Origin of the sequence: Rhodoferax sp., assembly GCF_039922535.1 — a bacterium.
Taxonomy (GTDB): domain Bacteria; phylum Pseudomonadota; class Gammaproteobacteria; order Burkholderiales; family Burkholderiaceae_C; genus Rhodoferax_B.
The window spans coordinates 1-2,616 of record NZ_JBDTEM010000384.1; the positions used below are offsets into that span (position 1 = coordinate 1).

The 2,616-nt window shown below is 62.1% G+C and carries 3 protein-coding genes; all 3 read left to right on the forward strand.

The features are described from left to right. Positions 1–1,034: MSMEG_0569 family flavin-dependent oxidoreductase (locus tag ABI213_RS18355; RefSeq protein WP_348028131.1), on the forward strand; the 1,034-nt coding region annotated here is incomplete at its 5' end. Beyond that, complete coding sequence (locus ABI213_RS18360; RefSeq protein WP_348006912.1) at positions 1,031–1,903, forward strand: Pnap_2097 family protein; 873 nt, start codon at positions 1,031–1,033, stop codon at positions 1,901–1,903. The genes ABI213_RS18355 and ABI213_RS18360, both read left to right, overlap by 4 nt. Before the next feature lie 311 nt (positions 1,904–2,214). Continuing rightward, the gene (locus ABI213_RS18365) at positions 2,215–2,514 is read left to right on the forward strand and encodes a hypothetical protein (protein ID WP_348028133.1); all 300 of its coding nucleotides are present in this window, start codon (positions 2,215–2,217) and stop codon (positions 2,512–2,514) included. Positions 2,515–2,616 lie beyond the last annotated feature (102 nt).

Sequence of the window (2,616 nt, forward strand, 5' to 3'; positions counted from 1 at the left end):
GGCTGGAGGGCTTTGTGGCCCACGTGGATGCGCCCGCGCTGGAAGGCGTGTCGGTACACAAAATCGCCCGTCCGCACAGCCACAAACCGTTTTCCGTGACCACCAGCCAGGGCGACTTCACCGCCGACCAGGTAGTGGTGGCATCAGGTGGCTACCACAAGCCCATCGTGCCGCGCCTGGCCGAACGTCTGCCCGCCCACATCACGCAAATGCATTCGGCCGAGTACCGTAACCCGCAGGCCCTGCCCGAGGGCGCGGTGCTGGTGGTGGGCTGCGGCCAATCCGGCTCGCAAATTGCCGAAGACCTGCACCTGGCAGGCCGCAAAGTGTTTGTAGCCACCGGCGATGCCCCGCGCTGCGCCCGCTTTTACCGCGGCAAAGACGTGGTGGACTGGCTGGCCGACATGGACTACTACAAGCTGCCCGTCACCCAGCACCCGCTGCGCGAAGGCGTGCGCGACAACACCAACCACTACGTCACAGGCCGCGATGGCGGGCGCGACATCGACCTGCGCCGCTTTGCGCTGGAGGGCATGGAGCTTTACGGCCTGCTGACCGATCTGCAGGGCGACACCCTGCAGTTCCAGCCCAATCTGCAAGCCCACCTGGACCACGCCGACGGCATCTACAACGGCATCAACGCCAGCATCGACAAATACATCGCCACCCACGCCATCGACGCGCCGCCCGGCGGCCCCTATGTACCCGTGTGGCAGCCCGCCGAGGAACGCACCACGCTGGACCTGGCCGCCAGCGGCATCACCACGGTGGTGTGGTGCATCGGTTTTTTGCCCGACTTCGCCTGGGTCGATGCCCCGGTGTTCAACGGGCGCGGTGAGCCGGTGCATGTGCGCGGCGTAACCCACCAGCCCGGCCTGTATTTTCTGGGCCTGCCGTGGCTGCATACCTGGGGTTCGGGCCGCTTCTCAGGCGTGGCGCAGGATGCCCTGTACCTGGCCGAGCAAATCGAGGCGCACATGGGTAACCAAGACATGAGTGCAGACACCGCCGAGACGGAGCTATTGCTATCGTGACCGTCGCCACCTTAGCCCAGACCGGGCGCTACACCGCCGGCATGCCGCAGCTCAACACCAACGGCCTGTCGGAAAACTGGCTGCTGAAGGAATGCGGCGACCGCCATTGGCGGGGCATCGCCCAGGCCAACGGCCAAACGCAACCCGAGTTCCGCGACGCACAAGGCCACAAGGTCTACGCCGCCTTCACCCTGGTGCGCATCACAGCCGGGCGGCTGGAGCAGATAGCAGAGAACGATGCCTTCACCATCACCAGCCAGTGCCTGCCGGTAGGCCGCGCCCAACACTACAGCCGCCACCTGCTGCAAGCACAGGGCCAGACTGCTGCGCGGGTGGAAATGCTGTCAGCCTTTGTGCGCCGCGCCCAGCCCGGCAGCAACCGCGGCGTGGTGCGCGCCGCCATGGCCGATACATCTGCGCAAGCGCCAGACCCGGCGCTATGGACCGCCGCAGAAGCCTTCGTACGCCGGGGCAAAGAACACCGGGCGACGGAGCCCACATTGGCCAATGCGCCCGCCCACATACTGGACTTCACCCCCTGCCCCAACAACGACTTCAACGGCGCAGACCTGCTGTACTTCAGCGCCTTCCAGGCCATGGTGGACCGGGCAGAGTGGGCCTGGATGCTGCACACCCAGCCGCCGGGCCGGCCAGCAGCTTTGCGGGAGCGTGAGATGGTGTTCTTTGGGAATCTGGATTTGGGGGACAGTGTGCAAATTCAGTTGCAGCCGCAGGTGGCGGATGAAGGCTTGCTGTGCCACAGCAGTGTGTTGCAGCGGCAGTCGGATGGGGTGTGCATTGCACGGGTTGTCACTCGCAAGCTGGCGCCGGTGTATGCCAACGAGATGCAGGCCGCTTTGCGCGTTTGAACGTTCACGCCCTAGGCAGCGGAAGCATGCAAGTCACGGTGAGAACCTACACGCAATGGTATGTCAGCACTGCCAAATAATTAGAAGAAGAATATGCCTCCAGCGCATATACCACCTGTGCTGAAAGCTATCAATTTAGGAATACTTCAGAAATTCAAAGACCTATGGCAGTGACCCTTTCTGCGTACACCGGCCAAGAGAAATGCCACGCTACGATAACTTGCAAAATCCCAGCCTCACCGGCCAGGGGGAGGCAAAGCGAAAAAAGCGTTGCCGCCTTAAAGCAAATAATTTAGGCGATCTGCCATGATGTGTTTTTCACATTGAAGGCGGATATGAACCCAATTAGCAGCGACGACAAAATGAGACAAAACAGAGCCACCACAACAATCCGAGTTCACGGCAGCCTCAATGGCGAGCAGCAGATTACCCACATCTACTGGCTCATTCCCACCGCAGCCCGTGACAGTGAAGTTCAGTCAGAAGCACACGAATGGCGTTTTCAGAATGACGCGGGCATCGAGCTTGAAGTGATGAAGGACCACATGACACCCGGCCCTCGCGTGTGGCGCGTGCTCTCCACCGGCGAGGTTCTGACCGAAATCAGGTAACCCGTCGAAATCCTGATCCGCTCGGGCAGAGGGGATGGGCATCCCTCATGGAGGCCAGGGCGTCAGAGACCCAAGACGGGAAGCCTATCCTTGCGCCAGTCA